The organism is Leucobacter shiyiweii (assembly GCF_052446065.1).
In the GTDB taxonomy this organism is placed as follows: Bacteria; Actinomycetota; Actinomycetes; order Actinomycetales; family Microbacteriaceae; genus Leucobacter.
Map to the genome: position 1 here is coordinate 1228996 of NZ_CM127080.1, position 26258 is coordinate 1255253.

The 26258-nt window shown below is 64.7% G+C and carries 21 protein-coding genes; 3 read left to right on the top strand and 18 right to left on the bottom strand.

Features of this window, described 5'->3' with window-relative positions:
* Positions 1 to 40: 40 nt before the first annotated feature.
* Positions 41 to 460: a transcription antitermination factor NusB gene (gene nusB, locus ACTNFJ_RS05735; protein ID WP_435907487.1), complete on the bottom strand. Its 420-nt coding sequence runs from the start codon at positions 458 to 460 to the stop codon at positions 41 to 43.
* An 8-nt stretch (positions 461 to 468) separates the two neighbouring features.
* Complete coding sequence (efp, locus tag ACTNFJ_RS05740) at positions 469 to 1032, bottom strand: elongation factor P (protein WP_435907486.1); 564 nt, start codon at positions 1030 to 1032, stop codon at positions 469 to 471.
* A 79-nt stretch (positions 1033 to 1111) separates the two neighbouring features.
* Here efp and ACTNFJ_RS05745 point away from each other — a divergent pair, with 79 nt between their 5' ends.
* A complete protein-coding gene (locus ACTNFJ_RS05745; protein ID WP_435907485.1) occupies positions 1112 to 1675 on the top strand; it encodes a thioesterase family protein in 564 nt (187 codons plus the stop codon).
* 15 nt (positions 1676 to 1690) lie between these two features.
* Here ACTNFJ_RS05745 and ACTNFJ_RS05750 read toward each other — a convergent pair whose 3' ends face one another.
* The 6 genes from ACTNFJ_RS05750 to ACTNFJ_RS05775 all read right to left on the bottom strand — a co-directional run bounded on the left by ACTNFJ_RS05750 (position 1691) and on the right by ACTNFJ_RS05775 (position 8598).
* Complete coding sequence (locus ACTNFJ_RS05750) at positions 1691 to 3178, bottom strand: RsmB/NOP family class I SAM-dependent RNA methyltransferase (protein ID WP_435907484.1); 1488 nt, start codon at positions 3176 to 3178, stop codon at positions 1691 to 1693.
* Positions 3175 to 4113 carry a methionyl-tRNA formyltransferase gene (locus tag ACTNFJ_RS05755; RefSeq protein WP_435907483.1) on the bottom strand — a complete coding sequence of 313 codons (939 nt, stop codon included), beginning with the start codon at positions 4111 to 4113 and terminating at the stop codon, positions 3175 to 3177. The genes ACTNFJ_RS05750 and ACTNFJ_RS05755 overlap by 4 nt, the downstream gene beginning before the upstream one ends.
* A gap of 20 nt (positions 4114 to 4133) precedes the next feature.
* Positions 4134 to 6170, bottom strand: a complete 2037-nt coding sequence (locus ACTNFJ_RS05760; RefSeq protein ID WP_435907482.1) for a primosomal protein N' family DNA-binding protein — start codon at positions 6168 to 6170, stop codon at positions 4134 to 4136.
* 36 nt (positions 6171 to 6206) lie between these two features.
* Entirely contained in the window at positions 6207 to 7397 is a 1191-nt protein-coding gene (gene metK / locus ACTNFJ_RS05765) for a methionine adenosyltransferase (protein ID WP_435907481.1), read from the bottom strand.
* A gap of 91 nt (positions 7398 to 7488) precedes the next feature.
* Positions 7489 to 7803 carry a DNA-directed RNA polymerase subunit omega gene (rpoZ, locus tag ACTNFJ_RS05770; protein WP_435907480.1) on the bottom strand — a complete coding sequence of 105 codons (315 nt, stop codon included), beginning with the start codon at positions 7801 to 7803 and terminating at the stop codon, positions 7489 to 7491.
* Positions 7804 to 7863: 60 nt separating this feature from the next.
* Positions 7864 to 8598 carry a DUF8185 domain-containing protein gene (locus ACTNFJ_RS05775; protein ID WP_435907479.1) on the bottom strand — a complete coding sequence of 245 codons (735 nt, stop codon included), beginning with the start codon at positions 8596 to 8598 and terminating at the stop codon, positions 7864 to 7866.
* A gap of 86 nt (positions 8599 to 8684) precedes the next feature.
* Between ACTNFJ_RS05775 and ACTNFJ_RS05780 the strand changes: the two genes are divergently transcribed.
* Entirely contained in the window at positions 8685 to 9563 is an 879-nt protein-coding gene (locus tag ACTNFJ_RS05780; RefSeq protein ID WP_435907478.1) for an acyl-CoA thioesterase, read from the top strand.
* On the opposite strand, the gene holA is transcribed toward ACTNFJ_RS05780, so the two are convergent.
* From holA to ACTNFJ_RS05805, 5 genes are all read right to left on the bottom strand, one after another.
* Positions 9564 to 10583: a DNA polymerase III subunit delta gene (gene holA / locus ACTNFJ_RS05785; RefSeq protein ID WP_435907477.1), complete on the bottom strand. Its 1020-nt coding sequence runs from the start codon at positions 10581 to 10583 to the stop codon at positions 9564 to 9566.
* 9 nt (positions 10584 to 10592) lie between these two features.
* A complete protein-coding gene (locus ACTNFJ_RS05790) occupies positions 10593 to 13133 on the bottom strand; it encodes a ComEC/Rec2 family competence protein (protein ID WP_435907476.1) in 2541 nt (846 codons plus the stop codon).
* Entirely contained in the window at positions 13130 to 13957 is an 828-nt protein-coding gene (locus ACTNFJ_RS05795) for a helix-hairpin-helix domain-containing protein (RefSeq protein WP_435907475.1), read from the bottom strand. The genes ACTNFJ_RS05790 and ACTNFJ_RS05795 overlap by 4 nt, the downstream gene beginning before the upstream one ends.
* 132 nt (positions 13958 to 14089) lie before the next feature.
* The gene (gene leuS, locus ACTNFJ_RS05800; protein WP_435907474.1) at positions 14090 to 16597 is read right to left on the bottom strand and encodes a leucine--tRNA ligase; all 2508 of its coding nucleotides are present in this window, start codon (positions 16595 to 16597) and stop codon (positions 14090 to 14092) included.
* Between the two features lie 69 nt (positions 16598 to 16666).
* Positions 16667 to 18061, bottom strand: a complete 1395-nt coding sequence (locus ACTNFJ_RS05805; RefSeq protein WP_435907498.1) for an anthranilate synthase component I family protein — start codon at positions 18059 to 18061, stop codon at positions 16667 to 16669.
* A gap of 49 nt (positions 18062 to 18110) precedes the next feature.
* On the opposite strand from ACTNFJ_RS05805, the gene ACTNFJ_RS05810 reads away from it, so the two are divergent.
* The gene (locus ACTNFJ_RS05810; protein WP_435907473.1) at positions 18111 to 18869 is read left to right on the top strand and encodes an aminotransferase class IV; all 759 of its coding nucleotides are present in this window, start codon (positions 18111 to 18113) and stop codon (positions 18867 to 18869) included.
* Here the strand turns inward: ACTNFJ_RS05810 and kynU are convergent, their stop codons facing one another.
* Genes kynU through ACTNFJ_RS05835 form a run of 5 tightly spaced genes read right to left on the bottom strand, consistent with a single transcriptional unit; the run spans position 18870 to position 26176 of the window.
* Positions 18870 to 20141, bottom strand: a complete 1272-nt coding sequence (gene kynU / locus ACTNFJ_RS05815) for a kynureninase (protein ID WP_435907472.1) — start codon at positions 20139 to 20141, stop codon at positions 18870 to 18872.
* Entirely contained in the window at positions 20138 to 21898 is a 1761-nt protein-coding gene (cydC, locus tag ACTNFJ_RS05820) for a thiol reductant ABC exporter subunit CydC (protein ID WP_435907471.1), read from the bottom strand. Before cydC ends, kynU begins: the two co-directional genes overlap by 4 nt.
* Positions 21895 to 23619: a thiol reductant ABC exporter subunit CydD gene (cydD, locus tag ACTNFJ_RS05825; protein WP_435907470.1), complete on the bottom strand. Its 1725-nt coding sequence runs from the start codon at positions 23617 to 23619 to the stop codon at positions 21895 to 21897. The genes cydC and cydD overlap by 4 nt, the downstream gene beginning before the upstream one ends.
* A 52-nt stretch (positions 23620 to 23671) precedes the next feature.
* Positions 23672 to 24712, bottom strand: a complete 1041-nt coding sequence (gene cydB / locus ACTNFJ_RS05830) for a cytochrome d ubiquinol oxidase subunit II (protein WP_435907469.1) — start codon at positions 24710 to 24712, stop codon at positions 23672 to 23674.
* Between the two features lie 12 nt (positions 24713 to 24724).
* Entirely contained in the window at positions 24725 to 26176 is a 1452-nt protein-coding gene (locus ACTNFJ_RS05835) for a cytochrome ubiquinol oxidase subunit I (protein ID WP_435907468.1), read from the bottom strand.
* Between the last annotated feature and the right edge of the window lie 82 nt (positions 26177 to 26258).

Sequence of the window (26258 nt, forward strand, 5' to 3'; positions counted from 1 at the left end):
CACTGGACGCCGTTAAAGAAGTGCTGTTGCTCTCTCGATCTTAGCGTGCGGAAGCGTGCTGAGCGATTCGACCGAGCACGCCGTTCACGAAACGCCCGGAATCCTCCGTCGAGTATTCTTTCGCAAGTTCCACTGCCTCATCGATAGCGACGGCGGTGGGCACCTCATCGTTGTGCAAAATCTCCCAAGAGGAGAGCCTCAGCAGTGCTCGATCGACGTGTGGCATGCGTTCAATGGTCCAGCCCTGCGCGTAGCTCGCGATGAGCTCATCGATCTCCTCGCGATGATCAGCGACGCCGTCGACGATCTCACGCGCATACAGCCAGGACTCCATACGGTCAGGTTCACTCGCGGCACGCTGAGCTTCCGCGCCGACAATGTCGGCGAGCGATTCCCCGCGCACATCAGCCTGGAATAGCATGTCGAGGGCGCGCTTGCGAGCCTTTGTTCGTGCACTCACGCCGGCGACTAGTCGTTCACGCGGCCGAGGTAGTCACCCGTGCGGGTGTCAACCTTCACCCGAGTGCCGACCCCGAGGAACAGTGGCACCTGAATTTCGGCGCCGGTCTCCACGGTCGCCGGCTTAGTGCCGCCGGTCGAGCGGTCGCCCTGCAGGCCGGGCTCCGTGTAGGTGATCTCGAGCACGACGGAGGCCGGCAGTTCGATGTAGAGCGGCTCACCTTCGTGCAGGGCGATCTGCACCTGCTGGCTCTCCAGCATGAAATTCTTCGCGTCACCGACGACGGTGCCAGAGACGGTTACCTGGTCGTAGTCCTGCTGATCCATGAACACGAAATCGGTACCGTCTTGGTAGAGGTACTGGAAGTCCCGACGATCCACCATTGCGGTCTCGATCTTGGCACCCGCGTTGTAGGTCTTGTCGATGATCTTGCCTGACACCACATTCTTCTGCTTCGTGCGAACAAATGCGCCGCCCTTGCCCGGCTTCACGTGCTGGAACTCGAGAACGCTCCAGAGGTTGCCGCCCTCTTTGATGACGGTACCGTTCTTGATGTCGTTCGAGGTTGCCATGTGCTCGCTTTCGCTTGGGTGCAGACTAACCCAAGCAGTCTACATGCCGAGCTCCCCGGGGGCCTGTATGGTGCTTGTCATGCACATGCTGCCCCGCACCCTCCTGCACTATTTCCATTACGGACGGCGCGGGCCTCGAATTCCCATCGATGGTGTCTCGGTATCGAGCTTCCGTGTCTGGCCCACGGACCTCGACATTCTGCGTCACATGAACAACGGCAAGTACCTCTCAATCATGGACATTGGCCGGTTCAACCTCATGCAAGCGGCCGGTCTCATCGACGTGTTTCGCGCTGAAGAATGGTACCCGGTGGTGGTGGGTCAGACCATCTCGTACCGAAAGTCGCTCAATCCGTGGATGAAGTTCGATATCGAGTCACGCATTTTGGGTTTCGATGACCAAGCGGTTTTTATCGAGCAACGATTCGTGCGACCCGATGCACAGGGATCGCCCGAGGTGTATGCGCGAGCGATCGTGCGGGGGCGGATCCTGAGGCGATCGGGCGGGGTCGTGCCAGTGGCAGAACTCATAGACAAGACGGGTGCAGGATCCGCCGAGTTTCTCGTGCCCGAAGACATCCTCGCCTGGGGGCAGGCGACTCGGCTTCCGTCGACTAGAGCCCACGCGCCGAGCATCTGGTAACCGACCAGCTGGCGACTACGCTGACCGCTCGACCAGCGCGATAAACATTGCGTCGGTGCCGTGCCGGTGCGGCCACAGCTGCACACTCAGCGCATCCCCTGCTAAATCGAGTGGATCACGCGCCGCGCCGGTCACCGCAGCCCGTGCATCGATTTCTCTCACATCAGGGTGACGCTGAAGCGCGGAATTGAGCGCGACGCGGGTCTCCGCGAGATGCGGGGAGCAGGTGACGTATGCCAAAATTCCACCCGGTGCAAGGTGCTCGATCGCCGCGTCGAGGAGTTGCCCCTGCAGAGTGGTGAGGCCGGGCAGATCAGTCGGTTGCTTGCGCCAACGCGCCTCGGGCCTCCGACGCAGTGCGCCGAGCCCCGAGCATGGAGCATCAACAAGGATGCGATCGAAGAGATCGGGGCCGTCCTCCGTCTCGAAGGCAGCGTTGTGGCGGCCGTCGTGGGACACCACTTCGACGGACCCAGTTGAGGCCTCGATTGAACGTCGCACCAAGTCGGCTCGGTGTTCCGACACCTCATTCGCGCGCACCGTCACGCCTGCGAGCTGCGCCTCAGCCCCGAGAACTGCTGTCTTGCCGCCCGGCCCAGCGCAGAGATCGAGCCAGCGCTCGCCGGGCCTCACCTCCCGCGCCCGAGACAAGGCGAGCGCGGCGAGTTGAGAACCCTGATCTTGCACACGCGCATATCCAGCGGGGAGATCGAGCGCGGCAATAGCGTGCATCGGGTCACCCCCATCGAGCTCCAAGCCCAACGGCGACGGCCCCGATGCGCTCAGTCCGTATTCGCCGCCAAGGGCTTCAGCGGTGTCGTCATCGAGGTCAGCACCGGGGAGCAAAACCAAGCTGACCCTCGGCGGCTGATTGTCTGATTCAAGCAGCTCTTCGAGTTCCTCTTCCCGCCCCTCCGCACGAAGCGCGTCGCGAAACGCGCGGAGCACCCAAGCGGGGTGTGACGTGCGGGTAGCGAGGGCGTCGTCGGCGTTCTTCGCTGACTCGGTGATGCGAGCGTCCCAGTCTTCGGGAGTCGCGCGACCCACGCTGCGAAGCACACCGTTCACAAATCCGGCGGCGCTCACGTTGCCCACTCGACGCTGGAGCTCAACGCTCTCGTTCACCGCGGCGTGCGCGGCGGTGCGCATCGAAAGCAACTGATGCACCCCGAGTCGCAGCACATTGCGGGTGCGCGCATCAACCTTGTCGATATCGCGCCCGGAAGCAAGCTCAATAATGCGGTCGTAACGCCCTTGCCCTCGCAAGGTGCCCGCGACGAGTTCGGTGGCAAGTCCAGCGTCTCGCGGATCGAGCTTGGCTTCACGGATGCGTGCTGGCAGCGCCAGATTCGCGTAGGCATCCCGCTCTTCCACATCGCGAAGCACATCATAGGCAACCAGGCGTGCGGCTGAGATCTTTGCACGTTGAGGGCGCACATCTCGCCTAGGTCGTTGTTCCCGCCGAGTCGACCGGTCTGGCTGCCGCTTACGTGCCTCGCTCATACGAGGACCACCTCTCCGCCGCGTCCCCGTAACCAGTCGGCTCCCGACATCGCCGGTTTCCCTGCGGGTTGCACCCGGGCGAGCTCGAGTGTGCCCCCGGGGAGAGAGAGCAGGGCAGCTCCTGAAATGAGGCGCGCCGTTGCTGGAGCAGCATCCGATTTCGCATCGAGCTCGGGGACCATCTGCGCTTCAGCGGCCACCAATTCGAGTATCTTCAAGGTCGCCCCGTCGAAGGGCACAAATGCCCCAGGTTCGGGTGTTACCCCAGCCCAGTGGGCGAGTACCTCCGCTGCGGGTCGGGTGAGATCCAGGGCGCCGTCCTCGCGGTGAAGCTTGTGCGCATACGACGCCTCCCCCGCCTGTGGTTTGCCAGCGAACGGGTCGTTCTGCAGCGTGGCGATCGCATCGAGCAACGCCTCAGTTCCGAGGCTTGCAAGTTCGGTCAGAGCCGTTCCGGCGTCGGTGCCCAGCGCAAACTCTTGGGTAGCGCGCGTCAGAATGTCACCCGCGTCGAGTGCTTCGACCAGTCGGAAAACGCTCACCCCGAGTCGTTGTTCGCCCGCCTGCAGTGCGCGCTGCACGGGCGCCGCACCACGCCAGCGAGGTAGGTCGCTGAAGTGCAGGTTGATCCACCCGTGACTGGGAACTGAGAGTAACGGCTCACGCACCAGCGCACCGTAGGCGACAATTACCCCGAGATCGACGTGCAGGTCTCTCACCCAGGCAGTTGCCTCCTCGGCGAGTCTGTTGGTTTTGAAAACGGGAGCACCGAGTTCTTCGGCAATAGCCGCCACCGGGGAGGGGGTGAGCACTCGCCTGCGTCCGAGCGGGGCATCCTCGCGCGTGACCACACCGGCCACCTCATGCCCAGCCGCGACGAGCGCCCTCAGGCTCGGGACGGCAAACTCGGGTGTACCGGCAAACACAATGCGCATGGGTCTATTCTCGCAGCAGCTCACGAGTCGAAAACGCCGCGGTCGTCGAAGCGGATCCGCAGCGCCTGCGGTCGCGCACGCCCGGGGCGGCGACCGGCGACCCGAGACGAGGCTCCCGCAGCATCGGCCACGAGCGCACCGCGCAGACGCTTTGCCACCCCTGCTCCGTGACTGTAGTCGAAACGAACGATAGCGCGCACGAGTCCGTCTCCGGCGGAGGTCGGCCCCAGCACATCTACGCCACGCAACTCGCCCAGCGCACCCAGCGCCCGCTCCACCTCGTCGGGCCCTCCGGTAACGCTGGCAACGCGAACTGCTGGGGGGTAGCGAAGGGCCTGTCGATCACGGAGCTCCGCGCGAAGCCAATCCTCAATCCGGCCAGTCACCAGGGCTCGAACCACAGGCCCGCCCCCAGAAGCGACCACACACAGCGCTTCAGGCGCAGCCAGAGCCGCCGCGTTCAGCCACCAGCGCAGGCAGTCTTCGCCCGCGCGAAGCGACTCGATCCCGAGCAGCCGCTCAACGTCGAGCAGGACCACCGCACGGTAGCCTCCGGCCGCGATCGGCTCAGCTCCGCGAGTCGCCACCACGATTGCCGCCCGCGAGTCGACGCGCTCGTGAGGGTGTTCGCCATCGCTCAGGATGACGCGGGTCCCCTCGAACTGGCGTTCGAACTGCTCAGCGGTGCGCGCCGAGCCTGCTCCGCGCATCTGAAAACGCGAGCCCTCGCAGCTCCGACAACGCCAACCGACCGCCTGCTCGCCACACCACCGACATGACCCGCGGCTGGAACCGTCGCGAAACCCGATGGGCCCGGCACACTCACCGCATCGGGCAAGATCGCCGCAGGCGGTACACACCGAGATCGGCGCGTAGCCAGGAGTAGCGACCTGCACCAGAACCGGTCCGAGCTTGAGGCCCTCGCGCATCGTCTGGGCGGCGAATTCCGGCACCCTGCCCGGAAAATTCTCGGGAGACCTCAATTGTTCGGCCGAGACCACGCGGGTCCGCAACGGAGGCAGCCGCTCTGCTTGAAGATAGCCGATCTCAATAAGCCGCTGAAGTTCGGAACTGCGAGAATGACTCGCGAAATACAGTCCGGCACCACTTTGTTCTGCGCGCAGGAGTGCCGCATCACGCGCATGCACGTAGGGCGTGAGATGTTCTGCAAGCACCGGGTCTCCGTCGTCCCACATGAGGAGCGCGCCCAACCGGTGAGCAGGCGCATACACCGCCGACCGATTGCCCAGGATAATCCGAGGCACAGGATCGAGGGCCCGGAGAAACCCTGCGTATCTCTCGCTGCCTGACTGTCTGGAGTCGACCCGAACGACACCCTGATGTCCGAACGATTCCAGCGCATCACGCACCTGATCCACGTCTCGATAGTCAGGGGCCACCACGATCGCGCTGCGTCCGCTCGCGTGCACGGCAAGTGCGGCTCGCGCCATTGTGACCGCCCAGCCCCCGACCCATTCGCCCGTTCCCAGGCGCGTGGGCCCGTGCGAGGGTGTCACGGCAACCCGACCGCCTTCGCCCAGGAGCTGGGCCAGATCCGCTTCCTCAGGGAGCGGATCAAAGGGCAGGTTCTCCCTTCCCGGATCGTTTGCGGTACCCGCGAGGTGCTGCTTCTCGGCTCGCACCATGCGGGGGGGAATCGCGAGACGAATGATGTCGCCGGCGCTACCTCCGGCTCGATCCGCCACCGCGCGTGCAAGCCGATACAACTCGGGCGAGAGCACGGGAACGTGGCCCACGATTTCAGCGATCGGCTGGAGTTCGCCACCGAACTCGCTCCGTTCGGCAAACGAGACGACATAGCCGTGGCTGCGACGGCTCTGCGAGCGAAACGGCACTCGAACCCGTTGACCGACGCGCAGTTGCGAAGCCAACTCATCGGGCACTGCGTAGTCGAACAGGTGGTCAAGCTGCGGGAGCGCCGTGTCGAGCAGTACGAGCGCAACCTTGCGACCGAGCGGCGCTTCTGCCGCGAAAGTCACGGGCTGCTCGCTCACGCGTGCGGCCCGGTCAGTGCGTTCGCTCGGCGACGTCGACACCACAAAACCTCGGAACTCCTCGCCAGTCGGCCCGGGCTAGAGCCCGGCGGCCGAGAGCAGCTCTGGGACGCGCGGAGTTGCCTCCCAGGTGAAATCGGGAAGCTCACGCCCAAAGTGACCATATGCGCTGGTGTGCGCGTAAATTGGGCGCAACAGGTTGAGATCGCGAATGATGGCGAGTGGCCGCAGGTCAAACACCTCGCGAACGGCGCGCTCGATGCGATCGAGCGGCACCGACTCAGTGCCGAAGGTCTCGACATACAACCCCACGGGATGCGCACGGCCGATGGCATAGGCCACCTGCAGCTCGGCACGGCGGGCGAGACCTGCAGCGACCACGTGTTTCGCCACCCATCGCATTGCGTATGCCGCCGAGCGATCCACCTTCGACGGGTCTTTTCCGCTAAACGCTCCACCCCCGTGGCGACTCGCGCCCCCGTAGGTGTCGATGATGATCTTGCGGCCGGTCAGCCCTGCGTCGCCCATCGGCCCGCCAATCACGAACGGGCCGGCGGGGTTGATGAACAGCTGGGCGGCATCGCTCGCCAAGTTGACGCGACCAAGCACGGGGCGGATCACTTCACGCTCGATGTCTGCCCGAAGATCGGCCTGACTGATTTCGGCCGAGTGCTGTGTGGAAAGCACGACTGCTTCAATGGTCGCGGGCCTGTCGCCGTCGTATCCGATCGTCACCTGAGTCTTCCCGTCTGGGCGCAGGTACGGCAGCACGCCAGTCTTGCGCACCTCGGTGAGACGCTCAGCAAGCCGATGCGAAAGCCAGCTCGGCAGTGGGTGCAACTCTGGCGTCTCGTCGGTGGCGTAGCCGAACATGATGCCCTGGTCGCCAGCGCCCTGCAAGCTCAGCGGATCGCCCGCCTCCCCCTCGCGTACCTCGAGCGAGGCGTCGACCCCGCTCGCAATGTCTGGCGACTGCTGGCCGATGGAGATGGAGACGCCACACGAGTTCGCATCGAACCCCATGTCGCTGCTCGTGTAGCCCACCTCGCGAATCGCAGCTCGTACAATCTGCGGAATCTCAACGTATCCGGACGTGGTCACCTCGCCGGCGACATGCACGAGGCCTGTCGTCACGAGCGTTTCAACCGCGACTCGAGCGTTCAGATCTTGTTCGAGCAGAGCATCGAGAATCGAGTCTGAAATACGGTCACAGATCTTGTCTGGATGGCCCTCGGTGACCGATTCGGAGGTGAACTGACGGAGTGACACGGATTGCCTTTCGAACGAGCGAGAAAACGACAGTGGCGCCGGATCTGGGACTAGCCCAGCCTATCCGGCGCCATCGACAACGATGCGAGTGTTACTCCGCGCTCGTAGCCTCAGCTTCGTCGAGCGCCGCGGCGAGCGTCAGCTCAGCCGATTCGGGCTTCTTCGGGGTCATGACCAGCTTGCCCTCTACGATCTCGTGCAGAGCCGTCGAAAGCGGCTTGTCGTCGACAGACGCGTCAACCAACGGGCCCACGTTGTCGAACAGGTTGCCGTCATGAAGATCGGTGTAGTAGTCGTTGATCTGACGGGCGCGCTTCGAGGCGAAAACCACCAGGGCGTACTTCGAATCCACCTTCTCGAGCAGGTCGTCGATGGGGGGATCGATAATGCCGTTCACCTGTGCCATTGGCGTTTCTCCTTCGCTTGAACCTCATCATCCTACCCCACCGCGCTGAGCGAGCACCTCTTAGCCGAGGAAGTTACGCACCAGAACGTGACCACGTGAAGTGCTGAGGCGGGTCCAGGTGAGCGTGCTGGCGACAGTCGCCACTGGCTCGCCTGAAAGAAACCCGAGCACTTCGGCCGCAAATGCCGCCGCCGCAGGAACACCCGGCGCAATCTCAGCCCCCCAAACAGCGCGTCGCACCTGACGCACGACTGGATCGCCTGCATCGGCCGGGAGCGACCCGGAGACACGAGCGATGCCCTCTTGCGCAACAGTTACGAGGGATGGCGCATCGATCGCACCGACGGGCTGCCAGCCACTCGTGGGCGGCAGGATTCCGGCCCATGCCGCGGAGACCGTCATATCAGGCAACTCCAGTCGCAGCCCCACAAGACCCATGCGGGCAATGCGATCCAGCAGCGCCCGGCCAGATACCGTGACGTCTATCTCCGATACCTCGAGTTGCGAGCCGGAGGCGACACCGGGGGCCAGACCGGGAGCCAGGACCCCAGCAGGTTGAGCTCTGTCTTGGGTGGGAGTCGCGAGCCGAGGCCGTACCCCAAACGCGCGCATCCCGAGCACCACAGGTATCGAATCCAGGAGCCCGGCCGGCGCCTGAATGCACCCGTAAACCGCCACAGCCGAGCCCCGAGTGACAAGTCGCACCTCCGGTTGCCCGGCACGCTGCAGTCGTTCAAGGAAGACCCGTAGGTCGTCTCGCGTCTGATGGTCGGTGAGCTCAAGCTGCGTGGTCACCCCACCACCCTACTGGCGAGCGATCCACGCATAGACTGAAGTGGACCGGCCGCTTCGCGGCCCCCGCCCGACGTTCAGGAGGCGCAATGACCGGCGTACCAGACCTCACCGCGATGCTCGCAGTGCTTGACAGCGGCGCACGCACGCACGACGACATCTTTACCGGCCCGGCCCTTCCCACCCCGCACGGGCGCTCATTCGGCGGTCAGGTGCTGGGCCAGGCCCTCGCCGCCGCGGGCGAGACGGCTCCGGCGGGGCGCGAGCTGCACTCCATGCACGGCTACTTTCTTCGGCCCGGGGTGGCGGACCAGCGAATGACGTTCGAGGTCGCCAGGCTCTACGATGGACGATCCTTCTCGACCCGCCGGGTGCAGGCGTACCAGAACGGGCGAGTACTCATGTCTTTGATTGCGTCCTTCCAGGAGGATGCCGAGGGCTTGGAGCATCAAGAGCCTTACGATTTATCAGAGTTGCCCGCGCCAGAGAAACTTCCGAGCGTGTGGGAAAAATTCGGTCATCTCGCGGGTGAGGGGCGTGCATCCTGGATCCTGAACCGCCCATTTGATTTTCGCTACATCGATCCAGATATTACCTTTGAGGTCGAGCATCGCACGCACACCCAGCGAGTGTGGCTGCGTAGCCGCGACCAACTCGGCGACTCGCAGCTTCTGCACTCGGCGGCACTCGCTTTCGCGAGCGATTACATGTTGGTGGAGCCGGTGGCTCGCCAGCACGGGCTTCCGTGGGCAACACCGGGTCTGCGCATGGCGAGCCTCGATCACGCAATGTGGTTTCATCGGCCGTTCCGCGTCGACGAGTGGTTGTTGTACGTGCTCGAGTCGCCGACGTCCCAGGGTGGCCGGGGCCTCACCCACGGCCGTTTCTACGACCGCGCAGGCGTGCTGGTCGCCAGCGTGTCGCAAGAGAGCATGATTCGGCTGCCTGAGCAGGGCACTGAAAGCTAGCTACCGCTCTCGGCCTTTGCGAGCCACGAATAGCACGTAGCGCTCGAGGGCGAAGTGCGGGTCTCGAGTGCCGCCTTTCAAGAGCCACTCGGTCTCAGCGGCGAGATCGATGCACCGTGCGAGATCGCTCTCACGCCAGCCACGGGTCTCTTTCAATGCGCGCTCGACTTGCCAGGGCGCCATGCCGAAATCCTTCGCGAGCTGACCGCTGCTGCCGGTCGCTCCATACACTCGAGCCATCCCGCGCACCTTCATATTGAGTGCGGCGAGCATCGGAATAGGGTCGGTGCCGGTCGACAGCGCGTGTCGAAGGAGCACCAACGCATCAGCGGCGCGGCCTGCGGTCGCCGCGTCGGCCACCTTAAAAACGCCAGCCTCCACGCGTCCCTCGGTGACGCGCTCAATATCACCCTCGTTCAGCCGCAGACCCACGTCGGCGACCAACTGCTCGATTGCGCCGGCGAGCTCGCCGAGCGCTCCCCCGTAGGCGGCAACCAGCGCCCGCACCGCGCCCGGACTTGCTTGCGCGCCGAGCCGCCGGAATTCGGACTGCGCGAATCCCACACGTTCGGAGTCCTTCTTCACCTCGGCGCACACAACTTCGCACGCACCGGCCGCCTGTCCAGGGGCACCGCGCACCGCGTCGAGGAGCGACTTCCCGCGCTGCCCGCCCGCGTGACGTAGGACCAGGGTTGCCCCCTCGGCTGGTTCGGCAAGATAGCGCTTCGCGTCGTCGATGAAGGCATCGCTCGCCTTCTCGACGCCCTCCACACGGATGAGACGCGGGTCAGCAAACAACGACGGGCTGGCGATGGTGAAGAGCTCACCACTGCCGTAGCTGGGCGCGTCGATGTCGTGCACCTCGAGGGCGGGGTCGGCGCCGTGCAGCGCCTCGCGGATCGCCCGGCTCGCGCGGTCGGCGAGAAACTGCTCCGGCCCACTGATCAGCACAACGGGCGCGGGTCTCGCCTCGTCGAACGTCAGCTGCACAATCTTCGTCTTACTGCCCGCTGCTGCCACGTATCCAGCTTAGGGGTGGGGCCCAACATCGGGCTGCGCCTCGCGCTCCACCCAGGGGCGAAGCGAGGTGTCACCTGGCGACAATGCGATCGAGCCGAAAAAGTCGGTGCGAAGCGTTCGCGTGCCTGCGCGCGCCAAGGCGGCGAGAGTGTCACCTGACGGGTGTCCGTACCCATTGTCCGCTCCGACAGAGACAAGGGCCCACTCTGCCCTGGCCCGGGCGGGCAACCCCTGATCCTGGTCTCGCGAACCGTGATGTGACACCTTGATGACGTCTGCTTCAAGCTGCTCGATTCGCGCCAGTAGCTCCTGTTGCTCAGCGTGCCCGGTGTCGCCGAGGAGCAGCATGCGCGTGCCGCCAGCATCGACCATGAGCACGACGCTCGCCGAATTGGTGTCGGCAGGGATGACTCCCGCTCGCGGCGCCAGCACCTCCCAACTCAGACCCTTGGAGGGGGCCGCCGAGACTTGCGAATCAGTTGCCTTGAGCAGTTCCCCGGTAAGCCCGGCCTCGCCGATAGTGACGGGCACTCGCGAGGCGTGCAGTTGTCGCACGACCTTCCGTTCCGCGCCGCGTTCTTCGTCGCCTGGTTGACGAGGCTCGGGAGAGATGATGGCTGCGTCGACCCGGGTGATGATCGAGGAGAGCGCACCGACGTGATCACGGTCATCGTGGCTGAGCACAAGCAGCGCTATGCGATTCACCCCAAACCGCTCCAGGCACGCGCGAAGTTTCAGCTCGTCGTCGCCCGTATCAACGAGCATGACCTGGTCGGGCACCGCGGGGTCGCGCACGAGCACTGCGTCCCCCTGCCCGACGTCGCATGCCACGATTGTCCAGTCTGCGGGGGTAGTCCAACGCTCACTTGCCGGGGTGATTACGGTAACGGCGACGAAGACCCCGATCGAGGCGGACGCAACCACCCACGTGGCAACGCGGAGTGTCTGCGCGGGCGGCTCGGCTGCCTTCCAGGGCTGCCGTCTCGGGGCTCGAACCCCACCGGGCAGCGATAGGTGCCCGCGATGCAACGCCCAGGCTATGAGGAGGCCGAATTGGCACCCGGCTAACAGCAGTGCCCCCGGCCAGCCCTCGGGCCAGAACCAACGCGCCAGAGGAACCGTCGACGTGACCTCCGCGGTCGCGGCCACCCACCTGGCCGGCACACTCGCACCAATGAGCGCGGCATGGGCGAGCGGTGGGCTGATCGGCAGGAGCGACAACGCAATCAGGCCGAGACCTGTGCCAAGCGGAGCTGCTGGCGCGGCGAGCACGTTGGCAAGCACCCCCACCGCAGGTAGCCCAGGTTGCAGGAGCAACAAGAAGGGCCCACACGCGAGTTGCGCGGCAACTGCCACAGCGACAGGAAGGGCGAGCAGCTGAGGCAATCGCGCACGCCGACGCAGCCATCTCGAAATAGGCGTCGCCAAAAGCAGAATTCCACCGGTCGCCACAACGGACAGGGCAAAGCCGGCCTGCAAGGCCTGCCAGGGGTCTATCACGAGGAGCAGTGCGACCGCAGCACCCAGCGCGGGAAGTGACGAAGCACGCTTCCCGCCGAACCCGGAGGCTAGGAGCACGGTGGCCATGACTGCGGCGCGCTGCACGCTGGAGTCAGGCCCCACGATCGCTACGAAGGCTGCAAGCGAGGACGCAGCCCCGACAATTCGAACCCGCCGCCCCGCGCCAGCGCGCGCGAGTAGCCACATGATCGCCCCCGTTACCAGCGCGCAATTCGCGCCCGACACGGCGGTGAGGTGAGTTAACGAGCTTTCGAGCATCGCCGCATCGAGCTGTTCGCTCACCAACGTGGTATCGCCGACAGCGAAACCGGGTACCAGCTCGGCTCCGTCAATTTGAGCTGCCGCGTTGCTCAGTCCCGTTCTGAGCCCAGCAGCGAATCTGCCGAACTCTGATTTCACACGTTCCTGAATCTGCATACCTGGCGCGTTCTGGGCCATGTTCTCGAAGCCTGACACGCGCATCGTGTAGGCGGCAGGGTCTCCAACCGGGCTCCGTGTGAGCACGCCGGTGACGCTCAGCCCCGCGCCCGGAGCCCAACTCGCTTCGGGTGTTCCATCGAGAAAGAGCAGCAGGGGCACATCTCCGGTGGCCCCGGATGCGTGGGCGCGAACCCACGTCCTCGATGCATCGAACGCCCCAGCTGCGCTTCGGGGGAAGTTCGCGAGAGTCACTTCGAGCGTGATCCGTTCGGCGGCCTCCGCGGCACGAACGAACGATGGCTCGTGCCGTTCGTGCTCGACACTGGCGACTCGCCCTCCAAGTAGCACCACCAGCGCGCACCCGAGCACCAGAACGAGCCAGGTGGATCGCCACCGCCCACCGCGCCAGAACGCCATGCCCATCAGCACGCCACCAACTCCCGCAGCAACGCTTGTTACCCAGGGAGCCGCTCCGGCGGTGACGATCATCCAGGCGCACACCCCCCAGCCTGCAAGGGCCGGCGCAATCAGCCTCCATTGGCCCGGTGGAACCGTATCGTGGAGCCTGGCTTCACCGGTGCTGAGCGTCTGAACAGTCGGCGGAGTCACACGGTCACGCGATCTCGAAATCCCTCGAGTGTCTTCGCACCGATTCCCGCCACGTCAAGGAGCTGTTCCACGCTTCCAAACTTGCCGTTGGTAGACCGCCAGTCGAGGATGCGCTGCGCGAGGGCCGGACCGACGCCCGGTAAGGATTCGAGCGCCGACTGATCGGCGCTGTTGATGTTGACGATAGATCCGATTCCAGCGCTTCCTCCTGATGGCACAGAATCGCCGGGCACCGAAGCCAGTGTTGACGCATTCGGCACAACGATCTGCTCACCGTCGTGCACGATTCGCGCCAGGTTCACTCCGGCAAGCACCGCCTCCGCGGTAGCACCACCCGCGAGTTTGATCGCGGCCTCCACGCGAGACCCTGCGGGAAGTTCCACGACGCCAGGGGCTTGGACCTCTCCCACCACGTGCACGAAAACTCGCGCGGCGGCAGCAGCCTCGGCGTCTGCCACCGGACCACTCGAAGAAAGGGGGCTGGCGGCAGCTACGCTCGAATCAGCGTCGTTCGGAATGTCGGTTGCGCCATCTGGTTGCGCGCTCGCTGCAACTAGCCCACCGGTTGCCTCAGTGGCCGGGGAACTGGGCCGCACGAAGACCAAGAAGATGGCCACGATGACGGCGAGCGAGAAAACCCCAGCCCCGAGGAGAATCGGGACCGACACTGCACGAAAGACACGTTCGCGCAGTGTGGGCGGCGGGCGCCAATCGATGGGCGCTGGCGGGTCACTCGGGCCCGGGGCCTCGAGGCTCGAGAGTCTCAGGCCCCATCGCTGGTGACCCGGCGGGGGCTCGGGTGGTGGGAGGTGATGGACGGCCATTCCCACACGCTAGGCGTGGGCTGGGCGTCCCAGCGCCCGGTCTCGGCTTCCTCTGGAGAACTTCAGGAGTTCACACCGACTCACCGAGGTGTGAGCGAGAAGTAACGCCCCCGGGGACACCCGTGAGCACGGCTATGCCGCGGGCTTGGTCGCGATGCTCACGATCTTCGGGACACGCACAACCACGTTGACGATCTGCCGATCGCCGATGGCGCGTTGCACCGATTCCGAGGCACGTGCCGCGGCTTCCGCGTCGGTCTCGCTCACCGAGGCGGGCAGCGTGAGTCGATCGCGCACCTTGCCGTCGACCTGCACCACGAGGGTGATCTCATCCTCAACGAGCAGCGCCGGGTCGGCATCGGGCCACACCTGCAGCGCGACCGTCGGCTGGTGACCGAGCAGCGCCCACATATCTTCTGCCGCATACGGCGCGAAGAGGGAGAGGAGGATCGCGACGGCCTCAGCGGATTCGCGCACAGCCGGATCAGCGGCGCCAGCCCCCGAGTCGATCGCCTTGCGTGTGACGTTGACCTGATCCATGAGGCGAGCGACCAGCACGTTGAACTTGTAGTGTTCAACGAGCCCGGGCGCATCCGCCAGCAATCGGTGCGTGTGGCGCCGAAGCGCCGGGTCGCCGGTCGAGACGTCGGCACCCAGCTCGGAGGTCACGTCGTTCGCGACGCGCCACGCACGAGCCAGGAACTTCGCCGACCCCTGCACCGAAACGTCGGCCCAGTCGATGTCGTCTTCCGGCGGGCCAGCGAATGCGAGGGTCACCCGCAGCGCGTCGGCTCCGTGCGCGCTGAGCTCGGAGGCGAACTCGACGAGGTTGCCCTTCGACTTTGACATCTTGGCACCGTCTTGCAGCACCATACCCTGGTTGAGCAGCGAGGTGAACGGCTCCTCAAAATCGAGGTACCCCAGGTCGAACAGCACCTTGGTGATGAACCGCGAATAGAGCAGATGCAGGATCGCGTGCTCGACACCGCCCGCGTATTGGTCGATCGGGCCCCAGCGCTTCGCCTCGGCCGGATCAAACGCCTGGGTGTCATCTCGCGCCGAGAGGAAACGAAGGTAGTACCAGGAGCTGTCGACGAACGTGTCCATGGTGTCGGGATCGCGGGTCCAGGTCTCCCCCGTGTCCGGATCCACCACGGTGCCCCACTCAGTCGCCGCGCCGAGCGGCGAACTTCCCTTGGGCTTCAGGTCGAGGCCCTCGCTCGAGGGCAACCGCACCGGCAGTTCGTCTTCGGAAACGGGACGCATCTCACCGTCTGCACCGTGCAGGATCGGTATGGGAGTGCCCCAGTAACGTTGCCGCGAAATCAGCCAGTCGCGCAGGCGGTACGTCTTAGCCGCGCGCCCCGTGCCGCGGCGTTCGAGGAGTTCGATCGCCCGCTGAATAGCCTCAGTTTTCTCGAGCCCGTCGAGCTCTCCCGAGTTGACGAGGGTGCCGTTGCCGGCGGTCGCGACCCCGCTCTGCGCGGGATCGGGAAGCGATTCTCCGTCTTCGCCACGCACGTCGACGACAACCCGCACCGGCAGGTCGAACCGCAGGGCAAAGTCGAGGTCGCGCTGGTCGTGCGCCGGCACAGCCATGATCGCGCCGTGACCGTAATCGGCCAAGACGTAATCGGATGCCCACACCGGAATGCGCTCACCAGTGAGGGGGTTCGTCGCGAAATGGTCGAGGAAGACGCCAGTCTTCTCCCGATCGGCGTTTTGCCGATCAATCTCGGTCTGCTTCTGTGCCTCGGTGAGATATGCCTGAAACTGCATGCGCACCTCGGGAGATGCGCTCGCCGCGAGCTCGGCGGCGAGATCGGAGTCTGGGGCAACGACCATGAAGGTGGCGCCGTAGAGGGTGTCGGGGCGCGTGGTGAAGACGGGAACTTTCGCCTCGCGACCCTCGATCTCGAACTCGACCTCCGCACCTATGGAACGGCCGATCCAGTTGCGCTGCATGTTGAGCACCTTGGTCGGCCACTGGCCCTCAAGCGCGTCGAGGTCGTCGAGGAGGCGATCCGCGTAGTCAGTGATGCGGAAGTACCACTGGGTGAGCTTCTTTTTGACGACCTGCGCACCCGATCGCTCGGACGTGCCGTCTGCGAGTACCTGCTCGTTCGCGAGCACCGTCTGGTCTACCGGATCCCAGTTGACCCAGCTTGCCTTGCGGTACGCGAGACCCTTTTCGTAGAGCTTCAGGAAGAGCCACTGATTCCACTTGTAGTACTCGGGGTCGCTGGTGTGCAGCACTCGGCTCCAGTCAAACGACGGTGCGTAGACACGAAACGAGGCCTTCTGCTGGGCGATGTTGGCGTATGTCCACTCGCGCGGATCGACGCCTCGCTTGATGGCCGCGTTCTCGGCGGGCAGCCCAAACGAGTCCCAGCCGATGGGGTGCAGCACGTCGTAGCCGCGCCCACGCCAGTAGCGCGCCATCACGTCGCCGAAACAGAAGGCCTCGGCGTGACCCATGTGCAGGTCGCCGGACGGGTAAGGGAACATGTCGAGCACGTACTTCTTCGGGCGATCGCTCTCACCGGCGGCTACCGCGAAGGGTTGCATCTCTTCCCACACGGGAAGCCAACGATCCTGGATCGATTGGAAGTCGTAGCCCTCGACTGGCTGCTCGCTCACACACACCTCTGGTTTGGCTCGAAAAATGCCTACAGCGCGCAGGCATACAACTTTCAAGAATACCGGTGTTTAGTGGCCGAGTTTCCCCAGCAGCGGTGCGGCCTTCAGGCGCCGCTCACGTTCCTCGCTCGCCGGATCGGAATCCGCGGTGATCCCGCCCCCGGCACCCACGAACGCGGTGACGGCACCCGTGCCCAGCCCACGCAATTCGACGCTGCGGATCGTCATCGCGAGCTCGGCCTCGCCCCCGGCGATCCACCCAAAGCACCCTGAGTACAGACCGCGGGGCGCTCCCTCAATGTCTGCGAGGAGCTCGACGGCGCGGTGTTTGGGCGCCCCGGTCATGGACCCGCCGGGAAAGCAAGACCTGATCGCGTCGATCGCGTCGAACCCCGGCCGCAGTCTGCCCGACACGGTACTCACCAGCTGGTGGACATGGGGGTGCGTCTCGACGCGCAGGAAACCGGACGTCACCACCGTTTCCGGTTCGCAGATTTGACTGAGATCGTTTCGCATGAGATCGACGATCATGAGGTTTTCTGCTCGTTCCTTGGGGTCTGAGCCGAGCTCACCCGCGAGCGCCGCGTCGGCACGGGCGTTGGCACCTCTCGGCCTCGTGCCCTTGATCGGATGGGTGATCACGCTTCCATCCGACACCGAAAGGAACCGCTCTGGGCTCGCGCTCACGAGTGCGCGATCCATCGCAACGATCACCCCGCCGCGTGAGCTCGTCCCGCCGTGCCGCAGCTGCAGATAGAGCGAAAGTGGACCCTGCTCTCCGTGCACCGTGGCCCGATCGGTGAGGCACAGCACATATGCGTCACCATCGACGATCGCTGACCGGCACGCAATGACCTGATCTCGATACTCTTGCTCGGTTCGCCCCCATTTCTGCGTAGGGAGCACCGGATGAGCTTCCCGGCGGTCCGAGGGAGCCCCGTGGCTCGCGGAGGCAACCGGACTCGCTACTCCGGCAGGTGTGTCGCGAGAAGCATGCTGCTGTTCCGCTTCGAGCGCCCCTCCGTGCCGCGCTAGCCACTTGTCGAGTTCGCTCTCACTTTCACCCCAGAGCTCGGCACGGTGCGTGCCGTGATCGAGGATCAGCACAGTGGAGGCGGCAAGCGCGAAACCGGGAGCGGCTGCGTCAGGTTCGGGGAGGAGGCCCAGCAGCGCCACGCCGAACTCGTAGCTCAAGGCTGTGATCCAACCTGGGCGGAATGAAACAAGCGGTCCTGCAGTGTTTGGCCCCTCGCCACGAAGCATGCTGAGGAACTCGAGTTCTCTCCCGCGTTCGGCCATGCGCACCTCCGCCGCCGAACCCAGATAGCTTTTGCCCGGGGCCTCGTGAGGCACCTGAGCCTCGCCATCGAGCCAAAACCAGGCACCGTCGCGGGAGAGACTGCGCGCAACCAGCGCCACCTCTCTCGGCCACGGCACTTGCCGAGATGTCGCACCTCGCTGCATCACCCCTCCAGCGTAGTGTTGTTCCCGCACCCACCCTGCGGAGGAATTGATGACGGATCAGGATCGATCGGGCCAATTACTGGCTGCCGATTCATTCCGCGTGCGCGGAATCGATGCGTGCGCGGCGGTTCGTGGCTGGGGTCTGCATGTGGATCGATTCGCACGCACTGCGGCTGACTGCCTCGGCCACACCGCCGAACGCGCGTGGCTCGCGAACTCCCTGCCCGGCTTCCTTGCCCAGGCACGGGCAGATATCGCCGCGTTCGGCGACGGCTTCCCCCGGTTCGAACTCTGGCGCCAGTCGGACGGCACGTTGCAGCTCCTCCTTGCTCTCAGGCCGCTGCCGCAGCTTTCCGATCATCTTGCCGTCCGCTCCGCGCCCGGCTTTGCACTCACCGATCCTCACCGCAAGGGCCCCAACATCGAGCGCCTGATGGCACTGAATCGTGATCTCGGCGCCGAGGCATTGCTTCTCGATGCGCACGGCAACATCCTTGAGGGCGCCACCACGAGCATTCTGTGGTGGGACGGCGATACGCTGTGCCGGATCGCCGACGAGGCGCGCGTCAGCTCCGTCACCGAGCGCCTGCTGATCGACAGCGCACGGTGCAGCGGACATCCGGTGGCTTCCCGCAGACTTCCGCTGACCCAGTTCACACACTTCGAGGCCTGGGCGGTGAACGCGCTCCACGGCATCCGCCCGATCTCGCAGGTAGACGGCGAGCCGTTGCCAGACCCAGATGCCGCGCTCCTGACCGCCTTCCGCGAAGCATTGGACACAACCTGGGAGCCACTTCACCCCGAGTGACTAGGTGACCGCACCCCGAACCTGGAACTCGGGCGCACGCCAGCGTTCCTCATCAAGCACCCGGCGCAGCGACTCCACCGCGTCCCAGATGTCAGCGTAGCCGACGTACAGCGGGGCGATGCCGAATCGAAGCACCTCGGGCTCACGGTAATCGCCGATCACGCCCTCCGCGATGAGTGCTTTCATCACCGCGAAGTCCTCGGGGTGGCGGTAGCTGACGTGACTTCCCCGGCGCGCAGGGTCGACCGGGGTAATAAGCGTCAAGGGGTGATGTGCGAGCCGAGTCTCCACCAGCCGCATGAAGAGCGATGTCTGCGCAAGCGACTTCGCCCGCACCGCGTCTTCATCGACGTGAAGGGCGATGTCGATCCCGACCTCGGCGGTGGCCAGGGAAAGAATCGGCTGCGTGCCGCTGAGAAATCGACGCGCGCCCTCGGCTGCAGAGAACTCGGGCATCATTTCGAACGGACGCGCATGCCCCCACCAGCCACTGAGCGGTTGCCGGGCCGTGGCGAGGTGACGCTGTGCGATCCACACGAACGCGGGCGCTCCCGGCCCGCCATTCAGATACTTATACGTGCAGCCAACCGCAAAATCCGCATGTGCTGCGCTCAGGTTGACCGGGACAGCCCCGGCCGAATGGCACAGATCCCAAATCACCAGGGCACCCGCTGCGTGCACGAGATCGGTTGCAGCGCGCATATTCCACATCTCACCGCTGCGGTAGTTCACCTGGGTGAGCAACGCGACGGCGACATCGCTCCCCAGCGCTGCGCCAAGCTCCGCTGGGTCATCGATGAGACGCAGCTCGTATCCTCGGTCGAGCAGACGTATAAGCCCTTCCGCAACATAGAGATCCGTCGGGAAGTTCTCGCGCTCTGAGACGATAATGCGACGGCTGGGGTCGGCTTCGCGCTGCAAGTCGAGCGCCGCACTCAGGGTCTTGAAGATGTTGATCGAAGTGGTGTCGGTAACCACACACTCTCCCCCGTCACCTCCAAGCAGGCGCGAGACCTTCGCCCCTATCCGCACGGGCAGCTCAAACCAGTGATGCTTGTTCCAGCTTCCGATCAGGTCGTGGCCCCATTCTTGCTCGAGCACCTCCCGCGCCCGACTCGCGGCGCCCCGAGGAAGCGCGCCCAGCGAGTTGCCGTCAAGGTAGATCACATTCTCGGGAAGCAGAAACTCGGCACGATACTGCGCCAGCGCATCGCCAGCGTCCAATGCGAGGCAGGCCTCACGGCTATCGAGCGTGTCTGGGGGTGGGGTCATGGGGTGGTTCCATTTGCGAGTGAGAGTCGAGTTGCACGAATCTCGGGAGGCAACTCGGTGTGGGTGATGAGCATCACTGCTCGATTCTCGGGGACTGCGCCAAGGAGGTCAATCAGCATGCGATCGGCGAGCTCGCGATCGACGCCCGCGGTGGGCTCGTCGAGAATGACCACAGGGAAATCGGCGAGGATTCCACGCGCCAGGGCGATGCGCCCAGCCTGCCCCCCAGAAACCAGGGCCCCGCGTTCGCCCACGGGTGCGCCGAGCCCTCCCCTCTCATGCGCCCATTCAGCGAGTCCGACTCGATCGAGCGCAGCCATCAGCTCCTCGTCGGTCGCCGTGTCTCGCGCGAAAAGCAAGTTCTGTCGCAGATCGGCGTCGAACAGGTGGGGTGTCTGCTCGCACAGTCCAACCACCTCGCGAAGGTCTGACGCACGGAGGCGCCTCGCCTCAATGCCCTGCACCCGGTACGAGCCGCGATACTCGAGCATGCGCACGAGCGCGAGGGCGAGCGAACTCTTCCCCGCACCGCTCGCTCCGGTCACAATCAGCGTCTCCCCCGCGCGCAAGTCAAAGGAGACCCCGCGTACCGCCGGCCGACTCGCGCCGGGATGCGTCACCTCGAGGTCTCGAACCTCCAGCAGAGGCGGCACCTCCACCACATCAGTCTCGTCCACCGCAGGGGCCGCTACCAACGGCGGCACCGCAGTCACGTCAGCTGCCGGGAGTGATCCGTGCGGGGTCTTGCGTGGTAACGATAGTGGATCCGCTGGATCGACCGGCAGCTCAGCGGGGAGGGCCGTTTCGGTGAGCTCGGCGACACGGGCCGCGCTCGCGGCAACGGTGCGCCTGGCGACCAACGCAAGGGGAACTTGGGCGAAGACCTCAAACACTGCGGCGGGAACGATCACGGCGGCTGCGAAGAGCGGGGCCGAGATCCCCTCCCCGAGGCTCGGGGCAAGCGTGACCAGGATTACGAGGGTGGAAACACCTGCTGCAAGGGAGAGCAGCGCGGCGGTGATTCCCGCAGCGCGGGAGCGACCCAGCTGTATGTGCGCCAGACGGCGCTCTGCTTCGGCGATCCGCTCTCGCTGCATCGGGATTGCGCCGTATGCCGCGAGTTCGCGGGCTGATTCGAAGCGTTCGAGGAGGGCGTCGGTGAGGGCGGCCCGAGCCGAAGAGAGTTCCCGATCGCTCTCACCAGCGATGCGCGCAGAAAGCCCGACCGAGAGCGCGCCGGAGACGAGGAGCAGTGCGGCAAGCACCGCAGCGGCGAGCGGGGATACGAGCGCCAACACCGTGACGCTGAGCGTGAGCACACAGCCACTTACAATGAGTGGCTGTCTGACTCGAAGCGGGTGATCCTGCAGCTGATCCACATCATCGACGAACGCGGCGAGTACCTCGCCACGACGGTGCGACTCGATCGCTCCGGGTACTCGGGGAATGAGCGCACCGAAAGTATCGCTGCGCAGCTGCGAGAGCTGGGCCAGCGCGGCATCGTGGCTCGAGAGTCGCTCCACGTACCGGAACGCCGCGCGGCCGATAGCGAAGGCGCGTACCCCCACGATAGCGAACGTGAGGAAGAGGATCGGCGGCTGCTCTCCCGCCCGCACAATCAACCACATGCTCAGCGCGAGCAGACCCACGACGCTCGCATCTGCCAGGATGCCCCACACGATTCCGGCGATCGACCGCCGCCAGGGAGGAGTCGCTCGACGCAACACCCGAGCGATGCCGTTCGCAACCCCGGTCATGCTGGTACCCCCAGACGAACCACCCGGTCTGCGGCTTGAATGAGCGCCGGGCGATGGCTCACAACGAGCACGGCCCGACCCTCACGCGCCTCAGATCTGAGAGCGTCACACACGAGTTTCTCACTGGCGGCGTCGAGGGCGGAGCTCGGCTCGTCAAGCACGAGCGCAGAAGCGCCAGTCCACCACGCCCGATACAGGCAGCGCGCGATCGCCACGCGCTGAGCTTGTCCGCCCGAGAGACCGGCGCCCTGCACGCCAAGCGCCCGTTCCGGGTCGAGATCTTCGAGGCCTACCGTTTTGAGCGCTCGCGCAACGAGACCAGGATCCGCTGTCTGAGCGCCTAGGGCAACGTTCTCGGCGATCGTGCCTTGCAGGAGGCCAGGACGCTGCCCCGACCAGGCCACCGTACCGGGCCGCGCGATAACGCCGGTCGCGGGGGCAACGAAACCCAGAAGTGCGGAAACGAGTGTCGACTTGCCCGCACCGGAGGGCCCCGTGAGCGTGACCAGCTCCCCCGGTTCGACCGAGAAGGTGACCAGGCCCGCGACGACGCGATGCCCGCGCATGATGGTCACGCCGTCGAATTGAATACGGCTCTCTGTGACGGTAGCGATGGTGGACTCTATCGCGGACGCATCCAAATCATCGGCGAAGGGCGCTGCGCGCTCCGGGGCGTTCGATGGTGCGCGCGACGCGGCGCGGGGATCTGATTCGGGGCTCGCGCTGCCCTCAATGATGTCAAACACCGCGTGGGCGGCGGCGAGGCCCTCCGTAGACGCGTGAAAGGCTGCACCGACTTGACGGATAGGAATGAATACCTCGGGAAGCAGCAGCAGCACGAAGAGCCCGAGCGCGAGGGGGAACTCGCCGTTCACGAGGCGCGTGCCGACGGTCACTGCGACCAGGGCGATCGAAAAGGTGCCGGCGAGGTCGAGCACGAACCCAGACAGGAATGTCACCCGCAGCACCTGCATCGTGCGGGTGCGATACTCCCCCGTCTCGCGGGCGATCCGCTCAAACTGGCGTTGTTCTCGGCGGAAGATTTTGAGGGTCGAGAGGCCTTCGACGACGTCAAGAAATGAGCGTGACAGGTGCTCAAGCTGCTGCCACTGTCGCTCTTGTACCGCCCGCGTGGCCAGACCGATCAGGATCATGAACAGCGGGATCACTGGGAATACGATCAAGACCGTGACCCCGCTCAACGGGTCTGCAAGCAGCACAGCAAGCACGAGAAACGGAGTCGCGCACGCGGTCAGAATGAGCTGCGGCAGATACGCGGAAAAGTACCCGTCGAGCGCGTCGAGCCCGCGGCCGAGCGCGATTGTCGGACCGGCGTCTGCTTGGCCTCCGAGCCACTCAGGAGAGCGTCTATCGATCGCGTCGAGTGCGGCGGCGCGCAACTGGCCCTTGGCGCGTACGGCACCACGCGCGGCGACAGCTTCCATTCCCCAGGTGGCGAACGACCGCACCACCAAGGCGACCGCGGCGCCACCGATCAGCAGGGGCAGTGCCTCTCGTGGGAGTGCCCCCTCTGCGACTCGACCTGATGCCCCACCCAGGCCACCGAGCACCGGGAGCACGAGAGTCGCGATCGCATTCGCGAGCAGCCAGCACCAGGCCATCACGGCGGCGGTGCGCACCAAACCGAGGAGCCCCCCGATCCCAAGAACGCCGCGCGCAGCTCGTGCGTAGCGCAACAGTCTCGGGTCGAGGGGCTTCACGGAGTAACTGTATCGATGGGAAAGGTGCGTGCAGGCTGAGAGCCTCGGCCGCTCAGTGTGTTCCGACGAGTTCGTCGCTCGGAATATGTGTGCGCGAGATCCGCTTCCGGAAGACCCAGTAGGTCCATGCTTGGTAGGCGAGCACCAAGGGGAGCGTAAACACAGCCACCCAGGTCATAAGCTCAAGCGTCATCTGCGAACTCGCGGCACCCTCGATCGACATGGAGTAGGCGGGGTCGGTGCTCGAGATCATGACGTAGGGGAACAGCGCCATGAAGATAGCCAAGAGCGCAAACGCGATCGTGAGGGTATTGAACGTGAAGGCCCACCCCTCGCGCGCTCGCAGATTCAGGATAATCCCGGCCACGAGCGAGAGTGCAGCAAGAATGGCGAGCACGATCACGAGCAGTGCATTCTCGTCTTCCAGGTGCTGCATGACAGTCCACACGAGGAACGCGGCCGCAACCAAGAGCGTGATCAGCCCCACCTTGGTCGCAAGCCGACGCGCCCGCCCGCGGATATCTCCCTCGGTCTTCAGCGCAATGAAGACAAGCCCGTGTGTAAAGCACAGGAGCAATAGGGTGAGGCCGCCGAGCAGACCGTAGGGGTTGAGAAGGGTGAGGAGCGTTCCCGTGAAGATCCACCCGCCACCGTCGAGCGGCTCGATCGGCACCCCCTGAATGAGGTTCGCGAAGGCGGTGCCCCACAAGAGTGGTGGAAGGAGCGACCCCCAGAAGATGAACTGGTCAAACCAGCGTGTCCATTCTTTTCCCTTGCCCTGGTGACGGAACTCGAACGACACCCCCCGCAGAATAAGTGCCACCAGGATCAGTAGCAGCGCGAGGTAGAAGCCTGAAAACATCGTCGCGTACCACTCGGGAAATGCGGCGAATAGGCAAGCACCCGCGACGATCAGCCAGGTCTCATTGAGATCCCACACCGGACCGATGGTGTTGATTATGACGCGGCGGTCGGTGTTGTCTTTGCCGAGAAACGGCAGCGCCATGCCGACTCCGAAATCGAAGCCATCGAGGATGAAGTAGCCGACGAGGAGCACGCCGACGATTAAGAACCAAACTGTGGTGAGTTCCATAGTGCCAGCCTCCTAGTAGACGGTCGCGAGCTGCTTGTGGTCGACGTCGCCATCGCCCGCGCTGCCGCTTGTTTGAAGTTCGGGCGGTCCGGCCTGTGCGGCCTTGACGATAAGTCTGAACTCCACCACGGCCAGTGCACCGTAGACGATGGTAAAGACAATGAGCGAAACGAGCACGGCCCACCCCGGCACCCCGGGCGACACCGCCGATTCGGTCGTCATTACCCCGAACACGATCCACGGTTGGCGGCCCATCTCGGTGAAGATCCAGCCCACCAGCGACGCAAGCATCGGGAGGGGCGCCGTCCACACAGCCACCTTCCACGCCCACGCAGGAACGCTTCGATTCTGGCGAGTGATCCAGAGCCCCACCACAGACACAAGCGCGGCAAGTGCTCCGAGACCAATCATCCAGCGGAATGCCCAGTACGTCACCCAGATGATCGGAGTGAACGCGCCATCGCTCGGACACGTCAGCGCGGTACCGGCTGCGCCGCAGTACATCTCGGTGTACTCGGCCTGCAGATTGTTGATGCCCTCGACGGTGCCGTTGAACGAATTGGTCGAGAGAAACGAGAGGAGGTACGGGATCCGCACCGAGAAAATCTCATGCAGTCCATCTGGAGTACCCAGGCTGAAGATCGAGAAGGAAGCGTCAGCCCCGGTCGCGTTCTCGTACAGAGCCTCCGCAGCGGCCATCTTCATCGGCTGCGTCTCGGTCATCACGAGGCCGAGCGAGTGGCCGGTGAGCGAGACCCCGGCGAAGCCGAAGATGTTGGCCCACATCCCGAATCGCAAGCTGGTGCGCATCTCATCAACGAACTGATTGCGCGAGAGATGCCACGCGGCGACCGCGATCATCACGGTTGCCGCGAACATCAGCGAGGCGAACAGGGTGTGCGGGAACTGCGTCAGCGCAACGGGGTTCGCGAGCACCGCCCCGATATCCGTGAGCTCGGCTCGGCCTCGCTCCTCGTTCAGCTGGTACCCGACTGGGTTTTGCATAAAGGCGTTAGCTGCAAGGATGAAGTAGGCGGAGGCCGCCGAGCCGATCCACACGAACCAAATGGTGAGCAGGTGAATCTTCTTAGGCAGCCGATCCCAGCCAAAGATCCACAACCCGATGAATGTGGCCTCAAAGAAGAACGCGATGAGTCCCTCCATCGCGAGTGGCGCCCCAAAAATATCACCCACGAAGCGGGAGTAATTCGACCAGTTCATGCCGAACTGAAACTCTTGCACGATGCCGGTTACGACGCCCATTGCGAAGTTGATCAGAAAGATCTTGCCGTAGAGCTTGGTGAGGCGCAGGTATTTCACCTGATCCGTGCGCACCCAGGCGGTCTGCAAAATGGCCACGAGCAGCGCCAGGCCGATGGTGAGTGGAACAAACAGGAAGTGATAGAGCGTCGTGAGCCCGAACTGCCAGCGAGCGAGCGTTAACGCATCCAAGAATTCGTTCACGAGTTCTCCAGAATGCCGAGCGCGCCCACTGCGGGTCGCACTCCCGTAGTGAGTTCCGTCAAAGGATGGTGATGCCTCCCGG

Coding starts and splice junctions, on each gene's coding strand:
- cydB (WP_435907469.1), bottom strand. CDS start 24,712: ATGGAACTCACCACAGTTTGGTTCTTAATCGTCGGCGTGCTCCTCGTC.
- kynU (WP_435907472.1), bottom strand. CDS start 20,141: ATGACCCCACCCCCAGACACGCTCGATAGCCGTGAGGCCTGCCTCGCA.
- efp (WP_435907486.1), bottom strand. CDS start 1,032: ATGGCAACCTCGAACGACATCAAGAACGGTACCGTCATCAAAGAGGGC.
- ACTNFJ_RS05755 (WP_435907483.1), bottom strand. CDS start 4,113: ATGCGCATTGTGTTTGCCGGTACACCCGAGTTTGCCGTCCCGAGCCTG.
- ACTNFJ_RS05795 (WP_435907475.1), bottom strand. CDS start 13,957: ATGGCCGTCCATCACCTCCCACCACCCGAGCCCCCGCCGGGTCACCAG.
- ACTNFJ_RS05750 (WP_435907484.1), bottom strand. CDS start 3,178: ATGAGCGAGGCACGTAAGCGGCAGCCAGACCGGTCGACTCGGCGGGAA.
- ACTNFJ_RS05745 (WP_435907485.1), top strand. CDS start 1,112: ATGCACATGCTGCCCCGCACCCTCCTGCACTATTTCCATTACGGACGG.
- ACTNFJ_RS05810 (WP_435907473.1), top strand. CDS start 18,111: ATGACGGATCAGGATCGATCGGGCCAATTACTGGCTGCCGATTCATTC.
- cydC (WP_435907471.1), bottom strand. CDS start 21,898: ATGACCGGGGTTGCGAACGGCATCGCTCGGGTGTTGCGTCGAGCGACT.
- rpoZ (WP_435907480.1), bottom strand. CDS start 7,803: ATGGCACAGGTGAACGGCATTATCGATCCCCCCATCGACGACCTGCTC.
- ACTNFJ_RS05780 (WP_435907478.1), top strand. CDS start 8,685: ATGACCGGCGTACCAGACCTCACCGCGATGCTCGCAGTGCTTGACAGC.
- ACTNFJ_RS05805 (WP_435907498.1), bottom strand. CDS start 18,061: ATGCAGCGAGGTGCGACATCTCGGCAAGTGCCGTGGCCGAGAGAGGTG.